This window comes from Paraburkholderia pallida (assembly GCF_004524855.1).
In the GTDB taxonomy this organism is placed as follows: Bacteria; Pseudomonadota; Gammaproteobacteria; order Burkholderiales; family Burkholderiaceae; genus Paraburkholderia; species Paraburkholderia oxyphila.
In genome coordinates this window covers 141346-164601 of record NZ_CP038148.1, presented here as the reverse complement: position 1 = coordinate 164601, position 23256 = coordinate 141346, and the positions used below count along the sequence as shown (strand labels likewise).

Annotated in this window: 22 protein-coding genes and 1 other RNA gene; 10 read left to right on the top strand and 13 right to left on the bottom strand. The window is 65.2% G+C overall.

The genetic code is table 11. The features are described from left to right. Window positions 1-7 precede the first annotated feature (7 nt). Window positions 8-418: RNase P RNA component class A (gene rnpB / locus E1956_RS00685), an RNA gene on the top strand. 114 nt (window positions 419-532) lie between these two features. On the opposite strand, the gene E1956_RS00680 is transcribed toward rnpB, so the two are convergent. From E1956_RS00680 to E1956_RS00660, 5 genes are all read right to left on the bottom strand, one after another. After that, entirely contained in the window at window positions 533-955 is a 423-nt protein-coding gene (locus tag E1956_RS00680; RefSeq protein ID WP_028216178.1) for an OsmC family protein, read from the bottom strand. 479 nt (window positions 956-1434) lie between these two features. Next, window positions 1435-3579, bottom strand: a complete 2145-nt coding sequence (locus E1956_RS00675) for a fimbria/pilus outer membrane usher protein (protein WP_167759951.1) — start codon at window positions 3577-3579, stop codon at window positions 1435-1437. Between the two features lie 318 nt (window positions 3580-3897). Next, window positions 3898-4326, bottom strand: coding sequence for a DUF1090 domain-containing protein (locus E1956_RS00670; protein WP_134746527.1), 429 nt, complete (start codon window positions 4324-4326; stop codon window positions 3898-3900). A gap of 147 nt (window positions 4327-4473) precedes the next feature. Then, entirely contained in the window at window positions 4474-7761 is a 3288-nt protein-coding gene (locus E1956_RS00665) for an ATP-binding protein (RefSeq protein ID WP_134746525.1), read from the bottom strand. After that, on the bottom strand, window positions 7733-8554 hold the full coding sequence (locus E1956_RS00660) for a LuxR C-terminal-related transcriptional regulator (RefSeq protein ID WP_232071467.1): 822 nt from the start codon (window positions 8552-8554) through the stop codon (window positions 7733-7735). The genes E1956_RS00665 and E1956_RS00660 overlap by 29 nt, the downstream gene beginning before the upstream one ends. A 156-nt stretch (window positions 8555-8710) precedes the next feature. Between E1956_RS00660 and rplM the strand changes: the two genes are divergently transcribed. From rplM to erpA, 3 genes are all read left to right on the top strand, one after another. Further along, on the top strand, window positions 8711-9139 hold the full coding sequence (gene rplM / locus E1956_RS00655) for a 50S ribosomal protein L13 (protein WP_027795838.1): 429 nt from the start codon (window positions 8711-8713) through the stop codon (window positions 9137-9139). A gap of 11 nt (window positions 9140-9150) precedes the next feature. Then, on the top strand, window positions 9151-9543 hold the full coding sequence (gene rpsI, locus E1956_RS00650; protein WP_028216172.1) for a 30S ribosomal protein S9: 393 nt from the start codon (window positions 9151-9153) through the stop codon (window positions 9541-9543). Window positions 9544-9770: 227 nt separating this feature from the next. Next, window positions 9771-10136 (top strand): iron-sulfur cluster insertion protein ErpA, encoded by a 366-nt coding sequence (erpA, locus tag E1956_RS00645; protein ID WP_134746522.1) that lies wholly within the window; start codon window positions 9771-9773, stop codon window positions 10134-10136. 67 nt (window positions 10137-10203) lie between these two features. On the opposite strand, the gene E1956_RS00640 is transcribed toward erpA, so the two are convergent. After that, window positions 10204-11358 (bottom strand): anhydro-N-acetylmuramic acid kinase, encoded by a 1155-nt coding sequence (locus E1956_RS00640; protein ID WP_134746520.1) that lies wholly within the window; start codon window positions 11356-11358, stop codon window positions 10204-10206. A gap of 291 nt (window positions 11359-11649) precedes the next feature. On the opposite strand from E1956_RS00640, the gene E1956_RS00635 reads away from it, so the two are divergent. From E1956_RS00635 to E1956_RS00610, 6 genes are all read left to right on the top strand, one after another. Then, a complete protein-coding gene (locus E1956_RS00635; protein ID WP_134746518.1) occupies window positions 11650-11928 on the top strand; it encodes a type II toxin-antitoxin system RelE/ParE family toxin in 279 nt (92 codons plus the stop codon). A 21-nt stretch (window positions 11929-11949) separates the two neighbouring features. After that, window positions 11950-12252: a HigA family addiction module antitoxin gene (locus tag E1956_RS00630; protein ID WP_134750228.1), complete on the top strand. Its 303-nt coding sequence runs from the start codon at window positions 11950-11952 to the stop codon at window positions 12250-12252. 178 nt (window positions 12253-12430) lie between these two features. Beyond that, complete coding sequence (tyrS, locus tag E1956_RS00625; protein ID WP_134746516.1) at window positions 12431-13684, top strand: tyrosine--tRNA ligase; 1254 nt, start codon at window positions 12431-12433, stop codon at window positions 13682-13684. Window positions 13685-13748: 64 nt separating this feature from the next. Beyond that, window positions 13749-14219 carry a D-aminoacyl-tRNA deacylase gene (dtd, locus tag E1956_RS00620; RefSeq protein WP_133196240.1) on the top strand — a complete coding sequence of 157 codons (471 nt, stop codon included), beginning with the start codon at window positions 13749-13751 and terminating at the stop codon, window positions 14217-14219. Window positions 14220-14222: 3 nt separating this feature from the next. After that, window positions 14223-14933 carry a histidine phosphatase family protein gene (locus E1956_RS00615; protein ID WP_134746514.1) on the top strand — a complete coding sequence of 237 codons (711 nt, stop codon included), beginning with the start codon at window positions 14223-14225 and terminating at the stop codon, window positions 14931-14933. 339 nt (window positions 14934-15272) lie between these two features. Further along, a complete protein-coding gene (locus E1956_RS00610; RefSeq protein ID WP_134746512.1) occupies window positions 15273-16418 on the top strand; it encodes a branched-chain amino acid ABC transporter substrate-binding protein in 1146 nt (381 codons plus the stop codon). 105 nt (window positions 16419-16523) lie between these two features. Here the strand turns inward: E1956_RS00610 and E1956_RS00605 are convergent, their stop codons facing one another. The 7 genes from E1956_RS00605 to dusB all read right to left on the bottom strand — a co-directional run bounded on the left by E1956_RS00605 (window position 16524) and on the right by dusB (window position 23108). Further along, window positions 16524-17390, bottom strand: a complete 867-nt coding sequence (locus tag E1956_RS00605) for an oxygenase MpaB family protein (RefSeq protein WP_232071463.1) — start codon at window positions 17388-17390, stop codon at window positions 16524-16526. A 116-nt stretch (window positions 17391-17506) separates the two neighbouring features. Further along, complete coding sequence (gene ruvB / locus E1956_RS00600; RefSeq protein ID WP_028216162.1) at window positions 17507-18583, bottom strand: Holliday junction branch migration DNA helicase RuvB; 1077 nt, start codon at window positions 18581-18583, stop codon at window positions 17507-17509. A 121-nt stretch (window positions 18584-18704) separates the two neighbouring features. Beyond that, entirely contained in the window at window positions 18705-19286 is a 582-nt protein-coding gene (gene ruvA / locus E1956_RS00595; protein ID WP_134746508.1) for a Holliday junction branch migration protein RuvA, read from the bottom strand. A 165-nt stretch (window positions 19287-19451) separates the two neighbouring features. After that, window positions 19452-19994 carry a crossover junction endodeoxyribonuclease RuvC gene (ruvC, locus tag E1956_RS00590; protein WP_134746505.1) on the bottom strand — a complete coding sequence of 181 codons (543 nt, stop codon included), beginning with the start codon at window positions 19992-19994 and terminating at the stop codon, window positions 19452-19454. Between the two features lie 175 nt (window positions 19995-20169). After that, the gene (purH, locus tag E1956_RS00585) at window positions 20170-21735 is read right to left on the bottom strand and encodes a bifunctional phosphoribosylaminoimidazolecarboxamide formyltransferase/IMP cyclohydrolase (protein WP_134746503.1); all 1566 of its coding nucleotides are present in this window, start codon (window positions 21733-21735) and stop codon (window positions 20170-20172) included. 78 nt (window positions 21736-21813) lie between these two features. After that, window positions 21814-22047: a Fis family transcriptional regulator gene (locus E1956_RS00580; protein ID WP_028216158.1), complete on the bottom strand. Its 234-nt coding sequence runs from the start codon at window positions 22045-22047 to the stop codon at window positions 21814-21816. After that, window positions 22044-23108, bottom strand: coding sequence for a tRNA dihydrouridine synthase DusB (gene dusB / locus E1956_RS00575; RefSeq protein ID WP_134746501.1), 1065 nt, complete (start codon window positions 23106-23108; stop codon window positions 22044-22046). The genes E1956_RS00580 and dusB overlap by 4 nt, the downstream gene beginning before the upstream one ends. Between the last annotated feature and the right edge of the window lie 148 nt (window positions 23109-23256).

The window sequence follows — 23256 nt, the reverse complement described above, 5'->3', positions numbered from 1 at the left end:
GCCTCGCAAAGCAGGCTAGGCAGTCGCGGCCCCGAGGCTCACGCCGAGGGGGCGAGGAAAGTCCGGACTCCACAGGGCAGGGTGATGGCTAACGGCCATCCGTGGCGACACGCGGAACAGGGCAACAGAGAACAGACCGCCGATGGCCCGATTTCGGTCGGGATCAGGTAAGGGTGAAACGGTGCGGTAAGAGCGCACCGCGTCTGCGGTGACGTAGACGGCACGGTAACCTCCACCCGGAGCAATTCCAAGTAGGCAGGCGCGCATCTTCGGGATGCAGGATGGGGCCCCCATTCCGTCTGCGGGTAGGAAGCTTGAGCGCGTCAGCAATGGCGCGCCTAGAGGAATGGCTGCCACGCGCGGCGCGTCTTCGGACGCGGCGTGTGCACAGAATCCGGCTTATCGGCCTGCTTTGCGGCCTTATTCCCGCCGCGTTTTCCATCAGGACGACGGCAAAAAAGAGCCGGCGCACTCCATCGGAGCGCGCCGGCTTTTTCTTTTACGCCGATACCGCGAGCGGCGTGAGCGCGACTTAAACCGCGACGATCTCGAACGTGTGCGTGATCTCGGCCGTCTTGCCGATCATGATCGATGCCGAGCAATACTTGTCGTGCGAGAGATTGATCGCGCGCTCGACGGTGGCCGGGTTCAGGTTCTTGCCGGTCACGGTGAAGTGGAAGTGGATCTTCGTGAAGACCTTGGGGTCTTCGCTCGCGCGCTCGGCCTTGAGCGTGACGTTGCAGCCGGCCACTTCCTGGCGGCTCTTTTTCAGAATCAGGACCACATCGTAGGCCGTGCAGCCGCCCGTGCCGAGCAGCACCATTTCCATCGGACGCGGCGCGAGATTGTGGCCACCGCCTTCCGGCGCGCCGTCCATGTTGACGAGATGGCCGCTACCCGTTTCGGCAGCGAACGCCATGCCGTCCTGACCCATCCAGCTCACTTTGCATTCCATGCGTTTGCCCCTGCGCAAGTTTTCAATTCCACAGGCATTGTAGCCCGTGCCCTACTGGTATGTCCGGGGGGACAGGGCGCATGCAGACGATGCGTCCTGCTTGAATGTTGCGACGCGACATCTTACGAACAAGTCCGATTTCCCTCGTGCAATTAGGGGTTTTGCTCTAGTCAATGTGAGACGTCTGTTTCTGCACTCATCGTAATGCTTTGATTTTTATATTAAAAGCATTCTTGCGCGCGCGATTTTTTGATTTCATATTACGGTGTTGGTTTTCACAATGCAAATCTTCTTGCGTCGCACAAGGTCGATCCGTATAATTCATCTCATTGGTTGTCGTGCTTCACGACACCTCAGCATGTCTCCTCCACCCTCCTCCAAAGAGTGGATTAAGCCCGAACAAACGCGTTCGGGCTTTTTTTATTTCTCCTGCCGCGGCTTCCTGCGGCACCCGATTCGCTCTCCACCCATCTCGGCTTTCAGTCGGGCGCGAGCATCCGCTGCGGACGGATCGGCACGTAGATCACGGCGCCCAATGTGGGGGCGACTTCGCGAAACAGCGAGGTGTAGTCGAGGTCGTCGCCGAGCTCGAGCCCATCGAGCCCGACCCGATTGACCCGGTAAGGCGTCAGATGCGAGATGACCGCGCGGCCGGCCGCATCGGTTCGCGTCCCGAGCTGGCCGTCGACGTTCGCGTCCGCATAGCCGGGTGCATCGACCACGGCAATGGTCTCGCCGAGCGATTGTCCCGCCACCACGCCGTCGCGATACGCCACCACGCCGCCCGCAAGCGCAAGGTCGGTCTTGTGGTAGCCGCGTCCATTTTCATAGCCGGCGTCGATACGGCCGGCATCGGCCTGGTAACCCACGCGTGCGCCGTATTGATTGCCCGTATCGGAAGAACGCTGCTGGCTCAACGAATAGCTCAGCCGGTAGTCGCGCAGGGCGGAGCCCGACAACTGGTTGCCCCATGCGAGCGCGCCGTCGTCGTCGCGGTTCACCGAAGCGGCGTAGCGCAGACTGCCTTTTTTCCAGCCGATCGATAGCGGAATGGACAGCGTGGCCATGAACGCCACGTTGCTTTGATTCGCGAAACGATTCCATCCGGCCTGCACGTCGATATCGAAACGCTCGCCGTACCAGCTCGCGCCAATTTGCGTCGATAGCCGCGAGGGCGAATTGCCGGTGTAGCGGTAGGCGCTGAGAGTTGCGTACAGATTGGCCGTACCGCCGAAATTCTGCCGGACATCGAGCCGCAACTGGCTTCGGCGTTTGGCCTCGGCTGGCGCATCCGGGGCGTCGTCGCCAAAGAGCTCGCGCCAGAAGGCGCGGTCGGCATCGCGCTGCAACTGGTCGGTGAGTGTGCGGAAGCTTTCGCCTGTGAAGCGTCGCCAATCGATGCTGATGCCGGTGCCGCTGGTTGCGAACGTTTTCGCGTAGCGGGCCCGGATGCGATAACCGCTTGTCGTGGCGCCGCCGGTTTGCGCTGCATTCGAGCGCGCGACATCGAGCGACGCTGCGCCGGCCGCGCCCAGGCGCCACCCGGCGCCGGCGGCCGTGCTGCGATAGCCGCGCGCCTCGACGATGCCGGCGAACACACTGAGGCCGAGCGGCAACCCGAAACCGAGCGTCGCCTGCATGAACTCGGGTTGTGCATAGCGTTCATCGCTGCTGTCACGGCGGTAGCGGCCCACATTGAATGCGTATTTGACGTCCCGGTCGTGCAGGAGCAGCGGCATGGAGATGTACGGGATGATCGTGACGCGCTCGGTGCCGTCCGCTTCCCGGATCGTGACGTTGAGATCGCCGCTGCTCGACGGCGGGTGCACGTCATGGAACGCGAAGGGCCCCGGCGCCACGTTCGCGTGATAGATGAGCACGCCGCGCTGGCGCACGAAAACCTCGGCGTTGCCAAGCGCCATGCCGCGTACCACGGGTGCGTAGCGCGTCAGGTAATCCGGCCGCAGATCGTCTTCGGACTTCAGTTGCACGCCGGTGAACGGCACGCCGTCGAACAGCAGGCTGTCAGTCGTGCCTTCGCCGATCAGCAGCCTTGCGCGCAACGAGGCGATATCGCGCTGTAGCCATGTGCCGAGGTTTTCCCACTGTGGCGGCCCTGCCGTCCCGCGTGAATAGACCTGACGGGTGCGAAAGCGCCAGGGACCAAAATTGGCCCCCGCATTGATCGTGCCGTACAACGTGGTGGCTCGTCCTTCGGCGGGTACGTTGCTGCCTTCGCTACGCGACGAGCTGAACTGGTAATCGAGCAGGAGCGCCGATACGCCGTGGTCAAGTCGTGCGGGCTGCACGGAGCCGCGCGAGTGGCTCAGCAACGACGCGTCGATGCGCACCGTCATGCGCTGTTGGCTCGCGTCATAACTGAGTCGCACCGCTTCGTCTTCTTCGCCGGGCGTCTCCGTCTGCGGGTCGGCCGCTGGGCGCTGGGGCTGCACGCATTGCGTCTCGCCCGCGTCGCCGTCCGGCACGAACCGCGCATCTTCTGCGACGCCCCATTCCAGCCAGTCCGAGACCGGCACGCAAAACAGGCCGTCGTCACGCACGGTCAACGAGTAATAGCCGTTCCAGCGGCCGTTCACATAGACGCCAGCCTTGATCGGCTCCAACTGCGGCCCTTCCTCGTCGTGGGCGGGCGGCCCAGGTACATCGGCATCGTGTTGGTTGGGAACGGCAGGTAAAAAGCTTGGCCCAGGTCGCGTCGCGTCATTCGCATCGCTTTCGAGATCGTCGCCCGAAAGATACGGCTCGCCTGCATACCCGGTCAGCGGTGCAAACAGAAGCGCAACGCCGCAGACCGGAAACAGCGATCCTCTAATAGCCACCAACGTCGTGCTCGATCAATGAAAAAAGAACAGGGGGCGGCAGCCACCTGTCCCTGTATCAGAGGCGGCGCTTCGGCTACGCGCGAAACGCCGTTGGATCCCTTAGCCCTTCAATGCGCCGAGATCGGCTTGGGCGACGCGCAGCTTGTCCATCTTTTCGCGCAGCTTGTCCTGCTTGTCGGCGAGCTTTTCCTGGGCGCTCTGGATTTTCTTTGCATCGCCGCGGCTTTGCGCGTCGCGCAGTTTGTCGGAGGCTTCTGCCACTTCGGCCTGCGCTTTGCGAACGTCTTCCTGCTTCTGTTGCACATCGCGCTGGGCGCGCTCGATCTGATCCGTGTCCCTGCAGTTCGCCTGCACGTTCGCCAGCGAGCGCTCGAGACCGGCGACCTGGTTGACGTTGCCCCATTGCTTCGCGTTCTGGATCTGCGTCTGGATGGCGTTGATGCGGGTTGCGCAATCTTGCGAACCGGCAAACGTAGCAGTGCTGATGAAGATGAAAGGGAGGGCAGACGCGATGACGATTTTTTTCATGAGAATTTCTTTACTCCGTGAGTTGTGAGCGCGCTGTGTGCCGCTCGTCGATACTGTGCCGCAGCTGGTCGCCGGCGAGCATCGAATTTATTCGAGAGTTGTCGTGCGCGCTGCCGCGCTCGCCGGCCCCGGGCGGCGCGGCTTGCGTTAGCGAGCGGCATGCGCGCGCAAGAGCGCCGTGACGCGCGCACCTTGCGCGCGAAGTTTTTCCGGAGCGGTTTGTCCAGCCCTTCTCGCGAGCATTTCGAGTACCAGGCATGCCTGATCGATATCGGCGTCGGCGAGCGTGCAGGCGAGTACGCCGCGCAGTCGGTGTGCGAGATCGGCGACTTCGGGCCATGCGTGCGCGGCGAGTGCGCGCTCCAGCCCCGCGCAGTCGTCGCGCAGGCTGATCGCCAGTTCCGTTTCGATTCGTGGCGATGCGGGTGCCCCGGGCCCGGCCGCCTGCGCTGGCCGGTCGGTCCGGGTCGCGAACCAGCGCGCGAGGACACGGCCGATCTGCGTCACGTCGAGCGGTTTGACGAGCACGTCGTCCATGCCCGCCTGCAGGCAGGCCGCGCGCGCCTCGGGCAGCGCATTCGCGGTGTAGCCGACGATAGGGCAGCGGGTGCCCGAGCGCGCGGCTTCGTCGGCCCGGATGCGGCGTGCCAGCTCGATGCCGGAAACCACGGGCATGTTGCAGTCGGTGAGGACGAGGTCGACGCCGGCCTGCTGCAGGTGCAGCGCCTCCTGCGCGCCGGACGCTTCGATAGGTGTGTAGCCGAGCCAGGCGAGCTGGTCGGCGAGGATGCGCCGGTTGACGGGATGGTCGTCCACGATGAGGATGCGGCGCGATACTGCGGCGAAGAGCAGCGGCATTTGCTCTTTCGCGCCGCCCGGCACGCTGCGGCAAGGCACTTCGAAGCTCACGCAAGTACCGCCGCCCGGTTTGCTCGCTAGTTCGATGCGCCCGCCCATCAGCGTAACGAGCCGTTTGACGATACCCAACCCGAGTCCTGTGCCCATATGGGCGGCCGGCGACGACGCCTGCCTGAACGGCTCGAAGAGCATCGGCAGGTCGTCGGCGGGAATGCCGCTACCGGTGTCGCGCACGACGATGCGCAAAAGCGGTGAGGCTTCCTGGCTCTCATCGTCGGTCGTCGGCCCGGCTGCGACGAGGCTTGCCTGTAGATCGATCTCGCCGTGCGCGGTGAACTTGAGTGCGTTCGAGAGCAGATTGGAAATCACCTGGCGCAGTCTTAACGGATCGAACGCGGCCCATTCGGGCACCTCGGCCGCCACGCCGTGCGAGAGGCGCAGTCCCTTGACCTCGGCCGCGTGGCGAAAGAGCGTCACCGTGTCGGCCAGCAGGGCGCGCAGTTGGACGGCGCACGGGGAGAGCGTCAGCTCGCCGGCCTCTGCCTTGCGCAGGTCGAGCAGGTCGCCGACCAGATGGAGCAAGCCGCGCGCCGAGGACTCGGCGAGCGCGAGCGCCTGCTCGTCGGCCACGCCGGCCCGGGCGCGCCGGTGTGCAAGCTCCAGCAGGCCGATCACGGCGCTCATCGGCGTGCGGATTTCGTGGCTCATGACGGCGAGAAAGTCGCTCTTGGCCGTGTTCGCGCGTTCGGCCTCGTCGCGCGCCGCACGCAACTCGCGTTCGAGCTGCTTGCGGCGGCGGATCTGATAGCGCAGCAGGCTGTTCCACACGAGCGCAAGCCCGAGCGCGCCCAGCGCCCACGGCAGCCAGTGGAACACCTGGCGGCGCAGGTTCTCCCACGTGCTGCTCGGATAGTTGATGTTGGCGAGCCATTTCGAGGCGATGCTGGCGCGCTCGGCGGGCGTGATGCCGGCCAGCGTTTTATTCAGGATGCCGAGCAGTTCCGGCGAATGGGCCTCTACGCCGAAGCGCGCCTGATCCGGGCCGCCGAACGCGGTCGCGGCAATCCGGAGTTGATTGGGAAAGTACCGCTCGACCGTGTAGCTGGCGTTCGCCATGCTGAGCAGCGCCGCATCGGCGTGGCCTTGCGCCACCTGGACCAGCGCGTCGTTGGGCGTGGACGTGAATACGAGCGCGATGTCGGGGTGGAGCGCGCGCAGCGTGTCGGCCAGTCCGTGCCCGCGTGTCAGCGCGAGGCGCTTGCCGCGCAGCGCGTCGAGCCCATCGAGTCCGTCGAATACCGCGAGCGGCGTCGTGTCCGCGGGCGTCGTGCCGCGCCGCTCGACGAGGGCCCAGATCATGGGGGCAATGTCCTCGCTGAAATCCAGAAAGCCGCGCCGCTCGGGGGTGGGCATCAAGGTCGTCACGAGTTGCGTGCGCTGGGCGCGCAGATCGTCCTCGAGCCCGGCCGTCGACGCGCGCGCGGAGACCTCGAAGCGCAGCCCGGTGCGCCGGCTGATCAGCTTGAGCAGGTCGGCGTACATGCCGGTGAACTCGCCTGCGGAGTCGATGAAGGTATAGGGGGCTTCGGTCGTGTTGACGCCGACTCGCACCACGGGATGCGCCTCGAGCCAACGTTGTTCGGCGGCGCTCAGTTGTGGCCGGCCAACGATGTCGGGCACCGCGCCCGCCGTCCAGCGGCGCAGGATGCTGCGGCGCATCCATGCCGGCACCGCGTCGATGCCGGCGCCGACGATGCGCCGCAGAAGGGGCCGGTCCGTGGCGATGGCGAGGGCGAGCGCCGTTTCCTCGCGCTCGACACGCACGACGCGCAGATTCAGGAAGATGCCCTGTTCGACGTAATAGGTGGCGCTGATCAGGTCGCCCACATAGAAGTCGGCCTGGCCGAGCGACACGGCTTCGAGCGCGTCGAAGAGCGTTGCCTTGCCGCTTGCCTCGAGCCGCTGCTTTTGCAGGGCGGCGAGCGGTTCTGGCTCGCTGTCTTTGACGACACCGCGGCCATCCCACGCGCCGTTGCTCGCGAGCATGGGCCCCGCGCGGCGCACGGTGGCGAGCGGCATGTTCAGGCAGGGCACGGCGTAGGGCGCGTCGGGCTGCACGAAAGGTGCCGAACCGATCTCACCCAGCACGTCGATTTCATGCGAGCGCAGTGCGGCGAGCGCGGCGCTGCGGTTGGCGAACCAGCTCACGCGCACGGGCCGTTGCAGCGCGTTGCCGAGCAGCACCAGATAGTCGACCGTGATGCCTTTGACGCTGTCGTTGTCCGAGCGAAACTGGAACGGCGCGTAGTCGCCGCCGTACAGGCCCGCGACGAGCGTGCCGTGGCGGTCCAGCCAAGCGATCTCGTCCGGGGACAATTCGACTGGGAAGCGAGCGCGCGTGAGCGGGCTCGCCAGGGACAGCTCGGCAACCTGAGCGGGCTGCGCTGCGAATACCGTGTCCGCCCAGCTCATGGCGCACAGGCTCAGCACGATCCACAGCCGGAGCAATCGGGCAAGCAGGACGCGCCACGACGGCGCGGTGCACACGCTATCGGACGATCCCGACATCGTAGGCATAGCAGATCAGATCGGCGTTATTCGCTATGCCGAGTTTGTGCATGGCGTTCTGCTTGTGCGTGGCGACCGTGCTTTTCGCACGCTGAAGATTGGCGGCGATTTCGTCCAGCGTCTGGCCCTGCGCGAACAGGCGCACCACGTCAAGCTCGCGCTGGCTGAGCGCGGCGAGGTTTTTGCACGCGGGCTTGAGCGATTTGAGCGGCTCATGGAGCCAGCCGCGCAGGCTGGGCGAGCGCCAGGGGAGCCTCGCCCCAGCCTCGATGGCGCGCAGCGCCCGCAGCACTTCGTGGCGCTCATCGTTCTTGCTGACGATCCCATGGACGCCCAGTTGCGCGAGTTGCCCGCACAGCGCGGGGTTCGACAACATCGTGAAGACCACCAGCCGAAGCGGCGCGAACTGCCGCAATACGCGCTCGATCAGGGCAAGGCCGTCGCCGCCCGGTGCGCCTTGCGTCATCGAGTAGTCGGTCACGACGTATTCGCACGGACAGGTGCGCAAGGCATCCAGCAACTGCTCGCCCGTGCGGACCTTGAAGGCGATTTCGAATTCGCCCGCCTCGAGCAGCGCCGTTTCCAGCGCGTCCATGATGATGGGGTGATCGTCGGCCAAACCGATCCTGCGCATGATCATTCCCTGAAATTCGGATCGTAGACGCGTAACTCTACCCAAATCGGGCGTCGCATCTGTCCAAATAGGGGTGATATGCGTCAAATAGATGGGAGAACGAGTCAGGATGCGCGCAAAAGCCGTACACATCGCCGCACGATGGCGGCCGGCATTCGCACGCGGCACCAAAAACTTGTCTCCGTCCGATTTTTTCCTTTATAATCGTGGGTTTCCCGCATCCATGCCCGCGGGGGAAGAACAGGGAGAGCCTGCGCCGGCGCCAACGAGCGTCACCATACAAGCAGGACCGAATCAGGGCACAGCATATTTTTTGGATCGATCATGAAGACTTTTTCCGCCAAGGCACATGAAGTGCAGCGCGAATGGTACGTGATTGACGCGACGGATAAGGTTCTCGGCCGTGTCGCCAGCGAAGTGGCACGCCGTCTTCGCGGCAAGCACAAGCCTGAGTTCACCCCGCACGTCGACACTGGTGATTTCATCATCATCATCAACGCCGGCAAGCTGAAGGTCACGGGCAACAAGACCACCGACAAGAAGTACTACCGTCACTCGGGCTACCCGGGCGGTATCTACGAAACGACGTTCGGCAAGATGCAAGAACGCTTCCCGGGCCGCGCGCTCGAGAAGGCCGTGAAGGGCATGCTGCCGAAGGGCCCGCTGGGCTACGCGATGATCAAGAAGCTCAAGGTCTACGCAGACGCAACGCATCCGCACTCGGCTCAACAGCCGAAGGCGCTCGAGATCTAAGGGGAGCCCACATGATCGGTAACTGGAATTACGGTACGGGCCGCCGCAAGAGCGCCGTTGCTCGTGTCTTCATCAAGTCGGGCAAGGGCGACATCATCGTCAATGGCAAGCCCATCGCCGACTACTTCTCGCGCGAAACGTCGCTCATGATCGTGCGTCAGCCGCTGGAACTCACGAACCACGCCACGACGTTCGACATCAAGGTGAACGTGAACGGCGGCGGCGAAACCGGCCAGGCCGGCGCAGTTCGCCACGGCATCACGCGCGCGCTGATGGACTACGACGCAACGCTCAAGCCGGCACTGTCGCAAGCTGGCTTCGTCACCCGTGACGCACGTGAAGTGGAACGTAAGAAGGTCGGTTTCCACAAGGCACGTCGCCGCAAGCAGTTCTCGAAGCGTTAATCCGCTTTGGATCGTGCCTCTTCTTTCGCGGAACGGGGTGCGATGCAACTGCAAAAGCCGTCCGAGCGCATTGCGCCGGGCGGCTTTTTCGTTTGTTCAGCAACGACGCGCGAGACGAGTAGCACCAGCCGCAAGAAAGTGGCGAGAAACCCTTGATTTTCTGGGCTTAAGCACGATCTGCGGAAGAGCCCTACAATAGCGGCTAGAAGCTTTTTTGGAGAGTTCGAATGAACGCTGTCACTGAGACCCCCGTGACTGAAATGCCCGGTCCCTTCGTCTTTACCGACGCAGCGGCTGACAAGGTCAAGCAACTGATCGACGAGGAAGGCAATCCGGAGCTGAAGCTGCGTGTGTTCGTGCAAGGTGGCGGCTGCTCGGGCTTCCAGTACGGATTCACGTTCGACGAGACCGTGAACGAAGACGACACCGTGATGAACAAGAACGGCGTCCAATTGCTGATCGACTCGATGAGCTATCAGTACCTCGTCGGCGCCGAGATCGACTACAAGGACGATCTGAATGGCGCGCAGTTCGTCATTAAGAACCCGAACGCCACGACCACCTGCGGTTGCGGTTCGTCGTTCTCGGTTTGAGCGGACACGCCAGGCATTGAAAAAACGGGGCATCACGCCCCGTTTTTCATTTCTACGCCCGGAATCTTTAGCGCGGATAAATCGCGCCCAGCACGCGCTCGCCCGCCGCGCCCGTCACGGTCGGCAGATTGCCCGGCTCGCGCGCGAGGCAGCGCATCGCAAGCCACGCGAAGGCTAGCGGCTCCACCTGCTGCGGCGGCACGCCCAGCGCCTCGGTGGTCGTGACCGGCACGCCAGCCACGCCGCCCGTCTCCAGCGCTTTTTGCAGCGCGCCCATCAACGCACGGTTGCGTGCGCCGCCGCCGCACACGTATACCGCGCGGCAGTCTCCCGCATGACGCTCGATTTCGCGCGCGACGCTCACCGCGGTGAGCGCGACGAGCGTGGCCTGCACGTCGGCGGGCGCGAGCGATTCGAAGCCCTTGAGCTTTGCGTCGAGCCACGCGGCGTTGAAGAGATCGCGGCCCGTGCTCTTGGGCGGCGGTTGCTCGAAGTACGGTTCGTCGAGCAGCACGTTCAGGAGCGGCTGGTGCAGCTTGCCGCTCGCCGCGAACTGGCCGTTCTCGTCGTAGGGCTTGCCCAGATGCCGCTCGGCCCACAGGTCGAGCAGCGCGTTGGCCGGGCCGCAGTCGAAGCCGCGCACCGCGCCCGTCGCCGCGAGGATCGTGATGTTGCTGATGCCGCCGAGATTGCAGACGACGCGGGTTTCCTCGTGCGAGCCGAATAGCGTCGCGTGAAACGCCGGGACGAGCGGCGCGCCCTGGCCGCCCGAGGCGACGTCGCGGCTGCGGAAGTCGGCGACCACGTCGATGTGCGCGAGCTCCGCGAGCAGCGCCGGGTTCTGGATCTGCACCGTAAAGCCCTTTTCGGGCCGGTGACGGATGGTCTGGCCGTGGGCGCCGATGGCGCGCACCTCGCTGCCGGAGAGGTTGCCGGCGCGCAGCAACTCGTGGCAGCAGACCGCATAGCGCGCCGTGAGCGCATTGCCTGCGAGCGCCGCGCGCTCGATCTCGTTTTCGCCGGGCTGCTGGAGCGAAAAGAGCGCTTCGCGCAGGCCCTGCGCGAAGCCCACGAAGGCCTCGGCCAGCACCACGGGCCGTTTGCCGTGCTCGAAGCGCACGGCGATGCCGTCCACGCCGTCCATGCTGGTGCCCGACATCAGGCCGAAATACACGCCGTCGGCCGGATGTGCGCTGTCTTTGCGTGCGTCGCGTGGCGCCACGTTTGTGCTCCTTTCGTGAGTGCGAAGAACGGATTCTGACGGTGATTATCGGGGCAATGGCCATTCAGCGTAAGCCGATCGGATGAATTGAGCCGAACGCGCCTGGCATGTGACCCTATGGGCCTGTCTGGCTCGTGTGGGCACGGGCGAAACCTCGATTCGATCAAGCTTCGTGCTCAGGCACGTTGATTGTGTCAATCGTGGGTTGTATAGTGAGCCTATACGCTATACAGATCATCCGGCGCCCACGAACCGAGCTATCCATGTTCGTTTCGCTATGTCAGGGGCACCATGATCAAGACGTGGAAACACAAAGGGCTCAAGGCGTTCTTTTTCGACGGCACTCAAGCGGGCGTCCGGCCCGATCACGCACCCCGGCTGCGTCGCCAGCTCGCGCGGCTCGACGAGGCCGAGTCCGTGCAGGATATGAACGTGCCGGGATGGCGCTGCCATGCGCTGGCAGGTTCGCTCGAGGGCCATCACGCGGTATGCGTGAACGGCAGCTGGAGGTTGACCTTCGCGTTCGAGGGCAGCCATGCGGTGCTCGTCGACTACCGCGATTACCACTGAGGCAGATTGAAGATGAACGAGATCATCCGTATGCATAACCCGCCGCATCCGGGCGAGACGCTCCGCGAGGACATCCTCCCGGCGCTCGGGCTGAGCGTGACCGAGGCCGCGGCGCAGCTCGGCGTCACGCGCGTGGCGCTCTCGCGCGTGCTCAACGCTCGTGCCGGCATTTCGCCGGAAATGGCGCTGCGGCTCGAAGCGTGGCTCGGCGAGGAGCACGGCGGCCGCGCCGATCTCTGGCTCGCGCAGCAGGCTGCCTACGACCTTTGGCAGGCGCGCTCGAAGGGCTCGCCGCGCGTCGAGCGCGCGGTCGCTCGTTCGTGAGCGGCGCGGCTTCGTCGTTCTTCGTCGTAACCCGGCTCGTTCTCGCTTGCGCCGCCTCATGCGGACCCGCGCCGCTCGAGGCGGCCGACGCGCCGTGTTCACCCGCAAACTTCGGCGTCGCCAGTCGAATCACGTAAAATCCCGGTCTAGACCCAGACCTAACGAATCCGATCGAAGCATGAGCACCGAGTCCACTCCCAACAGCGGCGCCAAAGACGCCTTTCCGGTCACCGACGAAGTCCGTCACGCGCTTGCCGTCACGAAGCGCGGCGTCGACGAACTGCTGATCGAAGAAGAATTCCAGCAGAAGCTTGCGAAGAGCGCCGCCACTGGCAAGCCGCTGCGCATCAAGCTCGGGCTCGATCCAACCGCGCCCGACATCCACATCGGCCACACGGTCGTGCTCAACAAGATGCGCCAGCTCCAGGATCTCGGCCACAACGTGATCTTCCTGATTGGCGACTTCACTTCGCTGATCGGCGACCCGTCGGGCCGCAATGCCACGCGCCCGCCGCTCACGCGCGAGCAGATCGAGTCGAACGCGAAAACGTACTTCGAGCAGGCCGCGCTCGTGCTCGACCGCGAGAAGACCGAAATCCGCTACAACAGCGAATGGTCGATGCCGCTCGGCGCCGACGGCATGATCAAGCTCGCGTCGCGCTACACGGTCGCGCGCATTCTCGAGCGCGAGGACTTCACCAAGCGCTTCCAGGGCGGCGTGCCCATCTCGATTCACGAATTCCTCTACCCGCTAATGCAGGGCTATGACTCGGTCGCGCTCAACGCCGACCTCGAGCTCGGCGGCACGGACCAGAAGTTCAACCTGCTCGTGGGCCGCGAACTGCAAAAGCAGTACGGGCAGGAGCAGCAGTGCATTCTCACGATGCCGCTGCTCGAAGGCCTCGACGGCGTCGAGAAGATGTCGAAGTCGAAGAATAACTACGTCGGCATCAGCGAGAAGCCCAACGACATGTTCGGCAAGCTCATGAGCATCTCCGACGTGCTGATGTGGCGTTACTTCGAACTGCTCTCGTTCCGTCCGATGGCGGAAATCGAAGGCTACAAGCGCGAGATCGAAGCGGGCCGCAACCCGCGCGACTTCAAGGTGCTGCTCGCGCAGGAAATCGTCGCGCGCTTCCATTCCCAGGCGGATGCCGAGCGCGCACTCGAAGACTTCAATCACCGCGCGAAAGGTGGTGTGCCCGACGACATCCCGTCGGTCACGCTCGCGGGCGCGCCGCTCGCCATCGGCCAGCTGCTCAAGCAGGCGGGGCTCGTGCCTTCCACGAGCGAGGCGCTGCGCAATATCGAGCAGGGCGGCGTGAAGATCGACGGCGCGACCGTGTCCGACAAGGGCCTGAAGGTCGAGCCGGGCGAGTTCATCGTGCAGGTCGGCAAGCGCCGCTTCGCGCGCGTGACGCTCACCGCGTGATGACGGTTCGTGTTTTTGCCTGCATGGGCGCGGTGCGCGTGCGTGCGCTGAAGGAGCGCACGCGATGATCGCGCTGATTCAACGCGTGCGCCGCGCGGAAGTGCGTGTTGCCGACGGTCAAACCGAGCGCGTGACCGGCGCGATCGGCCAGGGGCTGCTTGCGCTCGTCTGCGCGGAGCGCGGCGACACCGAGGCAAATGCCGACAAGCTGCTCGCGAAGCTGCTGGGCTACCGCGTGTTCAGCGACGCGGCAGGCAAGATGAACCTGCCGGTGCAGAACATCGACGGCAACGGCGCGGCCGGCGGCCTCCTGCTGGTCTCGCAGTTCACGCTTGCCGCCGATACCAACAGCGGCCTGCGTCCGAGCTTTACGCCCGCCGCGCCGCCCGACGAGGGGCGGCGTCTGTTCGACTACTTCGTCGCCGCCGCGCGAGAAAAGCACCCGATGGTCGAGACCGGCGAATTCGGCGCCGATATGCAGGTCTCGCTCGTGAACGACGGCCCCGTCACGTTCTGGCTGCAGGTGCGCAATTAATCCATGACCACGCAGATTCTCTTCATCCGCCACGGCGAAACCGCCTGGAACCGCATCAAGCGCATCCAGGGGCACATCGACATTCCGCTCGCGGAGAGCGGCGTCGAGCAGGCCCAATTGCTCGGTGCGCGTTTTGCGCATGAGGCTCGCGAGGCACATGAGGCGCACGAGGTGCGCAAAGGTGCACGCCTCGACGCGATCTGGTCGAGCGACCTGATGCGTGCGCAACAAACCGCGCAGCCGATTGCTGCCGCGCTCGGACTGCCGCTTCAGCTCACCGAAGGCCTGCGCGAGCGCAACTACGGCGCGTTCCAGGGCCACGACAGCGACCAGATCGCCGAACGCTTTCCCGATGAATACGCGCACTGGCAAACGCGCGACCCCGGTTTCGCGCCGCCCGAGGGCGAGTCGCAGCGCGCGTTCTACCACCGTGTGCTGCACGCGCTGGAGCCGATCCTCGCGAAGCATCCCGAGGGGCGCATCGCGTGCGTCGCGCATGGCGGCGTGCTCGACTGCATCTATCGTTTCGCGAACGGGCTCACGCTCGACGCGCCGCGCGCCTGGCCGCTTCTCAACACGAGCGTGAACATCGTCGATTTCGAGCGCGACGGCGCGGTGACGCAAGCGCGGGTGGTCGCGTGGGGCGACGTCACGCATCTGCCGGCCGCAAGCGCCGACGACGGCTTCAAGCGCACGCCCGAAGTGGGCCGTTAAACGCCGAACAGAAAAAGAGAGCGCCGTTCGTCACACGAGCGGCACTTTTTCATTGCCGTGTGCAGCGTTCGGCGCCGCCGTCAAGTCCCTTACCTGCGACTTTCATCTGCTTTCCAAAGGCCAACCGTAAAACGGGTGTGCCTGATACCATTCATCAGACCTTTGTGCTTTGCCGCGCTGGTGGGGCCTCGCAGCGATTCTCAACAATCCTTGCGAGCGCCGGCCGCGCGTTGAAGAGGGACGCGCGCGCACCACGTGCAGGCGGTGTCGGCGAAGCCGGGGTTGCACATGAAAAACGAAAGGCAGTTTCCAGAAAGATCAAGTCGCAGGAGATTCTCAATGACGTTCAAGCTTCACAAGCTGTTGCCGGTGAGCGCCGCCGTCGTGGCGTTCGCTGCATGGTCGGCCAACGCCAGCGCAGACCAGGTCGTGAAGATCGGCCACGTGGGCCCGCTCACGGGCGGCTCGGCCCACCTCGGCAAGGACAACGAAAACGGCGCGCGTCTCGCGATCGAAGAGATCAACGCGAAGGGCCTCACGATCGGCGGCCAGAAGGTCACGCTCGTGCTCGACGGCCAGGACGATGGGGCCGACCCGCGCCAGGCGACCCAGGTCGCGCAAAAGCTCGTCGACGACAAGGTCGTGGCCGTGATCGGCCACCTGAATTCGGGCGCGTCGATTCCGGCTTCGAAGATCTATAGCGACGCGGGCATCGTGCAGATCTCGCCGTCGTCGACGAATCCGGCTTATACGCAGCAGGGCTTCAAGACCACCTATCGCGTGGTGGCGACCGACGCGCAGCAGGGCCCCGCGCTCGCCAACTATGCCGCGAAAAGCCTGAACGTGAAGACCGTTGCCGTGGTCGACGATTCGACCGCATACGGCCAGGGCCTCGCGAACGAGTTCGAGAAGACCGCTAAGTCGCTCGGCATGAAGGTCGTTTCGCACGATGCGACCAACGACAAGGCCGTCGATTTCCGCGCGATCCTCACGAAGATCAAGGGCGAGAATCCCGACGCGATCATGTACGGCGGCATGGACGCCACCGGCGGCCCGTTCGCCAAGCAGGCGCGGCAACTCGGCCTGCGCGCGAAGGTGCTGGCGGGCGACGGCGTATGCACGGAAAGCCTCGCGCAGCTCGCGGGCACGGCGGCCGACAACATCGTCTGCTCGCAGGCCGGCATGGCGCTCGAGCGAATGGAAGGCGGCGCGGTGTTCTCGGCGAAGTACCAGAAGCGCTTTGGCCACCCGGTCGAGTACGATGCGCCGTTCACTTACGACGCGGTGTACATCGTCGTCGACGCGATGAAGCGCGCGAACTCGACCGACGCGGCGAAGGTCCTCGCGCAGATTCCGGGCACCGACTACAAAGGTGTGATCGGCGAAACGGTGTTCGATTCGAAGGGCGATCTCAAGCACGGCGTGATCTCGCTCTACAACTACAAGGCAGGCAAGAAGACGCTGCTCGACGTGGTGAAGATGTAAGACGCGTCCGGTCTCGCACCGGTCGGCGTTGCCTGCCAAGCGAAAACGGCCAGCCTGCTCGAGCAGACTGGCCGTTTTTCGTTGCGTGCGGAACGAGGAGGGGGCTCAGCGCGCCACTGGGGCGGCCGCACGCCGGCGCGCGCGCTTCGAGACGCCATTCACGAGCGCCCAGCGCAACACGGGTGCGACCGCGCGCATGCCCGGCTGCACCATCGCGCGGCGCGCGAGGGCGAAGCGGTCGAAACCGAGCATCTGCTGGGCGAACGGCGGCAGGAGGTCGATGCCAGCATTGCGCATCAGCGCGCCGGCGGGGCGCATTGCCGGACGCGGCACGGGCACTTCCATCAGCACGCGCACGACTTCGCGCGTGCGCTCGCTCGCAACGAGTTCGGGCTGCATTGCCTCCAGATACGCGGCGACTTCGGCGCGCGAGCGGGGCACCTCGGTTGCGCCCAGCAACTGCGCGATGAGGGCGACCTCGGCGTAGTACTGGTCTTGCTCCTCGCCCGGTAGTGCGGGATTCACGTAGCGCAGATACGCGGTGAGAAAGCTCGACACCTCGGCCACGTGCACCCAGGTGAGCAGCGCGGGATCGCTCGCGCGATAGGGGCGGCCATCGGGTCCGGTGCCTGTTACCGAGAGGTGGATTGTCTTCACGCGCTCGATGAGCGCAAGCGCGTCGGCGCGGCTGCCGTAGGTCGTGCCGGCGATGAAGGTCGCGGTGCGGCGCAGGCGGCCGAGAATGTCGGCGCGAAACGTCGAGTGGTCCCACACGCCCGCGAGCGCGAGCGGGTGCAAGGCCTGCAGCAGCAGCGCGCTGATGCCGCCCGCCATCATCCCGGCGAAATCGGCGTGCACTTTCCAGCAGATGGCGTCAGGGCCGAACAGGCCGGGGTCGCCGGGCGGCGAGGAGTAGTCGAGTTTCGGGCCGCTGCCCGTGGTGAGATGCGTGACGTTTTCGGCAAGTGTCATGCGCAGGCGCCGCGCGAGCTGGCCGACGAGGCTGGTCGGCTCGGGAGCGTTGGGAGGCAGGCCGGCGTGATCGGACATCGTGCTTTGGCTCGCGCTGCGTTGCGCCTTGCCGCGCCTTACGACGCGTCCGGGGTCCAGTCGCCGCCGGTCGAGGCGTCGTCGGGCACCGTGAGGCCGAAGTGGCGGTAGGTGAGCTGCGTCGCCACGCGGCCGCGCGGCGTGCGCTGCAGGAAGCCTTGCTGGATCAGGTAGGGCTCCAGCACGTCCTCGATCGTGTCGCGCTCTTCGCCGATGGCCGCCGCGAGGTTGTCCACGCCCACCGGGCCGCCGTCGAACTTGTGCAGGATCGCTTCGAGCAGCTTGCGGTCCATCAGGTCGAAGCCCACGGGATCGACGTCGAGCATCCGGAGCGCGGCGTCGGCGACTTGTGCGGTGATCGCGCCGTCAGCCTTCACTTCGGCGTAGTCGCGCACGCGGCGCAGCAGGCGGTTGGCGATACGCGGCGTGCCACGCGAGCGGCGCGCGATTTCGAGCGCGCCGTTGGGATGGATCTGCGCGCCGAGCAGCGCAGCCGAGCGCTGCACGATGCGCGAGAGTTCGCTCGCGTTGTAGAACTCGAGCCGCGAGACGATGCCGAAGCGGTCGCGCAGCGGATTCGTGAGCATGCCCGCGCGCGTGGTCGCGCCCACGAGCGTGAACGGCTGCAGGTCGAGCTTCACGCTGCGCGCGGCCGGCCCTTCGCCGATCATGATGTCGATCTGATAGTCCTCGAGCGCCGGATACAGGATTTCCTCGACGACCGGCGAGAGCCGGTGGATTTCGTCGATGAAGAGCACGTCGTTCGCTTCGAGGTTGGTGAGCAGCGCCGCAAGGTCGCCCGCGCGTTCGAGCACAGGGCCTGAGGTCTGCCGCAGATTGACCCCCATTTCGCGCGCGATGATGTGCGCGAGCGTGGTCTTGCCGAGGCCCGGCGGTCCGAACAGCAGCACGTGGTCGAGCGGTTCCGAGCGGCGCTTGGCGGCCTCGATGAAGATTTCGAGCTGGCCGCGCACCTTTTCCTGGCCGACGTATTCGTCGAGCTGGCGCGGGCGCAGGGCGCGCTCGAACGCCTCTTCCTTGGACGAGGCCGGCGTGGCAGCAATCACGCGGTTTTCGCCCGCGCGGTCTGCGGCGAGTTTGTCGGTTTCGATCATGCAGCGATTGTACCGCGCGCCATGCGCGCAGGACGGCGCGTTTCCGGCACCACGCGGCGTGTGCAACTAACAGCCAGCCAAGGCCCGACCATACCGCGCACGCCTGGAACGCGCGTGGACATCAGGCCTTCGAGAGCACCTTCAGCGCGAGCTTGATGCCCTCTGAGACGCCCGTGCCGGCCGGCACGTTCTTGATCGCGGCGAGCGCTTCCTTCTCCGAATAGCCGAGCGCAAGCAGCGCGTTGAGGATGTCGTTCGCGTGATCGGAGGGTGATGCGGCGGCGGCCATCGCGCCCAGATCCGCGCCCAGCTTCCCCTTCAGTTCGAGCAGCAAACGCTCGGCCGTTTTCTTGCCGATGCCGGGCACCCGCGTGAGGCGTGCCGAATCCTGCAGCGTGATGGCCTGCGAGAGATCGTGCACGCTCATGCCCGAGAGGATGGCCAGCGCCATGCGCGCGCCAATGCCGGTGATCTTGAGCAGCTCGCGGAACGTCGCGCGTTCTTCCACCGTGGCGAAGCCGAAAAGCAGATGCGCGTCCTCGCGCACGATCATCTGCGTGAGCAGGACGACACGCTCGCCGTTGCCGGGCAGGTTGTAGAACGTGCTCATCGGCACGTCGACTTCGTAGCCGACACCGTTGCAGTCGATGAGCAGGTGCGGCGGGTTCTTTTCCAGCAATACGCCGGCAATGCGACCGATCATGGCGGGTTCAGTGATGAGGGAAAGGGCAGAGTGTAGCGGAGCGCGCCGCGCCGCGGCGTGCTTTCCGGGTGCGTTGGCCATTTAGCCAGGGCTGTCCTTGGGAAACCCGAAGCGCCGCCCGGCGCAATGTTATCGACGCCTTTAACCGCGCTTCTAGCCGCGCGTTCAACCAATCAAGCGTCCGCGCCGCACGCGCACGCCCTTCTTCGCGAGCGCTGGCGCAATGCTGCCGAGCGTCGCGAGCGTGTCGCCGCTGTGCGCGTGGCAGATCGCCATGCCGAGCGCGTCGGCGGCGTCGGTGCCGGGCGTGCCCGTGAGACAAAGCAGGCGCACGACCATCTGCTGCATCTGCTCCTTGGTCGCGCGGCCATAGCCCACCACGGCCTGTTTCAGTTGCAGCGCGGTGTATTCGGCCACCGGCACGCCGCCCGAAACGAGCCCGCAGATGGCCGCGCCGCGCGCCTGGCCGAGCAGCAGCGTCGACTGCGGATTGACGTTGACGAAGACCTTTTCGATGGCGGCCTGGTCGGGCGCGTGCTGGCGGATCAGCGTGGACACGCCTTCGAAGATGGTGCCGAGGCGCGTGGGCAGATCGGCGTCGGCGGTGCGGATGACGCCGCTTGCGACATATGTGAGCTGATGGCCGTGACGCTCGATCACGCCGAAGCCGGTCACGCGCAAGCCGGGGTCGATGCCGAGAATTCTCATGAAATGCGGGAAAAACGAATGTGCCTGCGATGGTACAACGAACGGCGCAGGCACCGCGAGCGCTGACGCGCGATGCGCATGGCGCGCGCGGCAAAGAAAAAGCCCGCAGAACACGCGTCCGGCGGGCCTTGCAGCGATGCGGCGGCGCGTGCAGGACGCGCGCCGCACGCGAGGATCAGTGACGGAAGTGGCGGATGCCCGTCACCACCATGGCGATGTTGTGCTCGTCGGCGGCGGCGATCACTTCGTCGTCGCGCATCGAGCCGCCCGGCTGGATCACGCAGGTCGCGCCCGCGTTGACCACCACGTCGAGGCCGTCACGGAACGGGAAGAACGCGTCCGATGCCACTGCCGTGCCCGCGAGCTTGAGACCCGCGTTTTCCGCCTTGATGCTGGCGATGCGCGCCGAGTCCACGCGGCTCATCTGGCCCGCGCCCACGCCCATCGTCATGCCGTTCGCGCAGAACACGATGGCATTGGACTTCACGAACTTCGCGACGCGCCAGGCGAACAGCAGATCGTCCATTTCCTTCGGTGTGGGGTGGCGCTTCGTGACCACGCGCAGCTCGTGCGGCTGCACGTTCTTCGCGTCGAGCGATTGCACCAGCAGGCCGCCGCCCACGCGCTTCAGGTCGAACGCGTTATGGCCATCGCCCAACGCGATTTCGAGCAGACGCACGTTCTGCTTGGCCGCGAACACGGTCTTGGCAGCTTCCGAGAACGACGGCGCGATCAACACTTCGACGAACTGCTTCGCCACGGCTTGTGCCGCCGCTTCGTCCACTTCGCGGTTGAACGCGATGATGCCGCCGAACGCCGAGGTCGGATCGGTCTGGAACGCCTTCGAGTACGCCTCGTGCGGGTTTGCACCCACGGCCACGCCGCACGGATTCGCGTGCTTGATGATCACGCAGGCCGGCGCGTCGAAGGTCTTCACGCATTCCCATGCCGCGTCGGAGTCGGCGATGTTGTTGTACGAGAGTTCCTTGCCCTGGATCTGCTTGTAGTTGGCGAGCGCGCCGGCGGGCGTTTGCAGGTCGCGGTAGAACGCGGCGCTCTGGTGCGGGTTCTCGCCGTAGCGCAGGTCCTGGACCTTGTCGAACGCGAGGTTCAGCACGGCCGGGTAGGTGTTGCGCGCCTTGTGGTCGAGCGCTTCAGTCAGGCTCGTGAGGTAGTTCGTGATCGCGCCGTCGTACTGCGCCGTGTGCGAGAACACCTTGGTCGCGAGACGGAAGTTGGTGGCGTAGCTCACGGTGTTGCCGTTCGCGCGCATCTCTTCGAGCACCTTCGCGTAATCGGCGGGATCGACCACGACGGTCACGTCGCGATGGTTCTTCGCCGCCGAGCGCAGCATTGTCGGGCCGCCGATGTCGATGTTCTCGATCGCGTCTTCCAGCGTGCACTCGTCCTTCGACACCGTCTGGACGAACGGGTAGAGGTTCACGACGAGCAGGTCGATCGTCGGGATGTCGTGCTTTTCGAGCGCGGCCATGTGCTCGGGCAGGTCGCGGCGCGCGAGGATGCCGCCGTGGACCTTCGGGTGCAGCGTCTTCACGCGCCCATCGAGCATTTCCGGAAAGCCGGTGTAGTCGGCCACTTCGGTGACGGAGAGGCCTGCGTCCGCGAGCAGTTTCGCGGTGCCGCCGGTCGACAGGATCTTGACGCCGAGGTCCGACAGCGATTTCGCGAAATCGACGATACCGGCCTTGTCGGAAACGGAGATGAGCGCTTGCTTGATCATGATGGGGGAGAAGTTGCCGAGGGATCGAGGAGTCCGCGCCAGAAGTCCAGTACCGCCCCTGAAGAGCGGCGACGGCCGTTACAACAGGCCGTGCTGCTGAAGCTTCTTGCGCAGCGTGTTGCGGTTGATGCCGAGATACTCGGCGGCCAGCGACTGATTGCCGCCTGCCTGCTCGAGCACCACCTCGAGCATCGGTTTTTCGACGCACGCCATCACCATTTCGTAGACGTCGTGCGGGTTGCTGCCGTCGAGATCCTGGAAGTAAATGCCCAGACTCTCGCGGACGGATTGTTCGATGTTGTGCTTGCTCATGCTGCCAGTCGATCGGTGGGTTCGCGCTCGCCGTCTGCACCGTTCTCGTCATCGACATAGACGAGGCGCTCGGAAACGGCCTTTTGCTCGTCGAAGAACTGGTTGACGGCGGCGAGCTGTTCGCGTGTGGTGTCCAGCGTGTTCATGCGATGCCGGAACGCGTTGGCGCCACAAAGGCCGCGAGTGTACCAGCCGATATGCTTGCGCGCAGTACGCACGCCCGTAAACTCGCCATAAAACGCGTAGTGGTCCTCCAGATGCTCGTTCATGATCGTCTGGATTTCATCGACGCGCGGGGGCGGCAGCAGCTCGCCCGTAGCGAGGAAATGCTCGATTTCACGAAAGAGCCACGGGCGGCCCTGCGCGGCGCGGCCGATCATGATGGCGTCGGCGCCCGTCACGGCGAGCACCTCGCGCGCCTTCTGCGGCTTCGTGATGTCGCCGTTGGCGACCACCGGAATGCGCGCGGCGGCTTTGACCGCGGCAATCGTTTCGTACTCCGCTTCGCCGTGATAGAGGTCGGCGCGCGTGCGCCCGTGCATGGTGAGCATCGAGATGCCGCTGTCCTCAGCGATGCGCGCGATGGTGAGCGCGTTGCGGTGCTCGCGGTCCCAGCCTGTGCGAATCTTGAGCGTGACGGGCACGGCATCGGGGCCGATGCCCACGGCGTCCACCACGGCCTTCACGATGCGCGCGACGAGCGGCTCGTTTTGCAGGAGCGCGGAGCCGGCCGCCACGTTGCAGACCTTCTTGGCTGGGCAGCCCATGTTGATGTCGATGATCTGCGCGCCGTTTGCGACGTTATAACGCGCCGCTTCGGCCATCATTTCGGGGTCGGCGCCGGCGATCTGCACGGCGATGGGCTCGACCTCGCCCGCGTGGTTGGCGCGGCGCATGGTCTTCTCGCTCTTCCAGAGCTGCGCGTTGGACGCGACCATCTCCGAGACCGCGTAGCCCGCGCCGAGGCGCTTGCACAGCTGACGGAACGGCCGGTCCGTGACACCCGCCATGGGGGCGACGAACAGGTTGTTGCGCAGGGTGTGGCGGCCAATTGTGAACATGATGCGCGGACGAAAGCAGCGCCGCGCCCGGCTGGCTTCGACAGGCGTCGAAGGCGTTGGCGCGGCTGCGGCTCGAAATGGGGAAACGCATATTTTAGCGTTAACGAGATGTGGGGTCTCGGCTTGCGGACCCTGGTGTTGTTCTGGT

What these genes read in the sequence shown, in the direction of transcription:
- E1956_RS00580 (WP_028216158.1), bottom strand. Translation starts at nt 22,047, where the DNA reads ATGAGCAAGCACAACATCGAACAATCCGTCCGCGAGAGTCTGGGCATT.
- tyrS (WP_134746516.1), top strand. Translation starts at nt 12,431, where the DNA reads ATGAGCACCGAGTCCACTCCCAACAGCGGCGCCAAAGACGCCTTTCCG.
- rplM (WP_027795838.1), top strand. Translation starts at nt 8,711, where the DNA reads ATGAAGACTTTTTCCGCCAAGGCACATGAAGTGCAGCGCGAATGGTAC.
- E1956_RS00605 (WP_232071463.1), bottom strand. Translation starts at nt 17,390, where the DNA reads ATGACACTTGCCGAAAACGTCACGCATCTCACCACGGGCAGCGGCCCG.
- ruvA (WP_134746508.1), bottom strand. Translation starts at nt 19,286, where the DNA reads ATGATCGGTCGCATTGCCGGCGTATTGCTGGAAAAGAACCCGCCGCAC.
- purH (WP_134746503.1), bottom strand. Translation starts at nt 21,735, where the DNA reads ATGATCAAGCAAGCGCTCATCTCCGTTTCCGACAAGGCCGGTATCGTC.
- rpsI (WP_028216172.1), top strand. Translation starts at nt 9,151, where the DNA reads ATGATCGGTAACTGGAATTACGGTACGGGCCGCCGCAAGAGCGCCGTT.
- ruvC (WP_134746505.1), bottom strand. Translation starts at nt 19,994, where the DNA reads ATGAGAATTCTCGGCATCGACCCCGGCTTGCGCGTGACCGGCTTCGGC.
- ruvB (WP_028216162.1), bottom strand. Translation starts at nt 18,583, where the DNA reads ATGATCGAAACCGACAAACTCGCCGCAGACCGCGCGGGCGAAAACCGC.
- dtd (WP_133196240.1), top strand. Translation starts at nt 13,749, where the DNA reads ATGATCGCGCTGATTCAACGCGTGCGCCGCGCGGAAGTGCGTGTTGCC.
- E1956_RS00610 (WP_134746512.1), top strand. Translation starts at nt 15,273, where the DNA reads ATGACGTTCAAGCTTCACAAGCTGTTGCCGGTGAGCGCCGCCGTCGTG.
- E1956_RS00665 (WP_134746525.1), bottom strand. Translation starts at nt 7,761, where the DNA reads ATGCCTACGATGTCGGGATCGTCCGATAGCGTGTGCACCGCGCCGTCG.
- E1956_RS00635 (WP_134746518.1), top strand. Translation starts at nt 11,650, where the DNA reads ATGATCAAGACGTGGAAACACAAAGGGCTCAAGGCGTTCTTTTTCGAC.
- erpA (WP_134746522.1), top strand. Translation starts at nt 9,771, where the DNA reads ATGAACGCTGTCACTGAGACCCCCGTGACTGAAATGCCCGGTCCCTTC.
- E1956_RS00615 (WP_134746514.1), top strand. Translation starts at nt 14,223, where the DNA reads ATGACCACGCAGATTCTCTTCATCCGCCACGGCGAAACCGCCTGGAAC.
- dusB (WP_134746501.1), bottom strand. Translation starts at nt 23,108, where the DNA reads ATGTTCACAATTGGCCGCCACACCCTGCGCAACAACCTGTTCGTCGCC.
- E1956_RS00680 (WP_028216178.1), bottom strand. Translation starts at nt 955, where the DNA reads ATGGAATGCAAAGTGAGCTGGATGGGTCAGGACGGCATGGCGTTCGCT.
- E1956_RS00670 (WP_134746527.1), bottom strand. Translation starts at nt 4,326, where the DNA reads ATGAAAAAAATCGTCATCGCGTCTGCCCTCCCTTTCATCTTCATCAGC.